Below are 888 nucleotides of genomic sequence, written 5' to 3'. Positions count from 1 at the left end.
TAATGAAATGGACACCTCCCCAAATCGGCTCCAGTGAGCCATGCTGAATACATCAGCAAAATATGAAGAGGTGTCCCATGGAACAAATTATCGGAATTGATCTGGCAAAGCGAGTTTTTCAATTAAATATCGTGTCTTCTTCCGGAAAATTCATTCAGAACAAAATGGTGTCTCGTGACAAGCTCACCGCTTTCATTGCTCAACAGCCACCCTCAAGAATTGTCATGGAAGCCTGTGGCAGCGCCAATTACTGGAGCCGCCAGTTCAAACAGCTTGGACATGAAGTCAAACAAATCAGTCCTCAATATGTCACGCCTTTTCGAATGGGCAGCAAGAACGATAAAAACGATGCGATTGCTATTGTGGAAGCTGACAGTCGTCCGGGCATGCGGTATGTGCCGGAAAAAACGGTAGAACAACAGGATATTCAATGTCTACACAGGGTTCGTCAGCGTCTCATGAAAAACCGGACTGCGCTGATTAACCAAATACGCGGACTGGGGCTGGAGTATGGTATTGCCATGCCTGAAAGTGCTCACAAGGTAGAGCAATGTTTACCTGAACATCTGGAAAATGCCGAAAATGAATTAACGGTCTTGAGCCGCCAGTTATTTCAGGAATTACTGTTTGAACTGAAAGGCCTTCAGCAGCGCCTGAAAGGGTTGGATAAACGGCTTGAACATCTGAATGCTCAAAATGCAGATATTTGCCGGCTGTTGACATTACCGGGTATCGGGCCATTAGGGGCATCAGCTCTGAAGATAGCACTGGGTGACAGTCAAGAATTTAAGAATGGCCGTCATTTTGCCAGCTATCTGGGACTCGTGCCCAAAGAACATAGCAGTGGCGGAAAAGTCAGACAGCTCGGTATCAGTAAGCGGGGCGATG

Annotated in this window: 1 protein-coding gene; it reads left to right on the top strand. The window is 46.7% G+C overall.

Features of this window, described 5'->3' with window-relative positions; translation table 11 throughout:
- Nucleotides 1–77: 77 nt before the first annotated feature.
- A partial coding sequence (locus tag Xentx_RS18170) for an IS110 family RNA-guided transposase (protein WP_074021880.1) occupies nt 78–888 on the top strand: 811 nt, incomplete at its 3' end.

Origin of the sequence: Xenorhabdus thuongxuanensis (genome assembly GCF_001908095.1) — a bacterium.
GTDB classification, from domain to species: Bacteria; Pseudomonadota; Gammaproteobacteria; order Enterobacterales; family Enterobacteriaceae; genus Xenorhabdus; species Xenorhabdus thuongxuanensis.
This window is presented reverse-complemented; position numbering and strand designations above follow the sequence as displayed.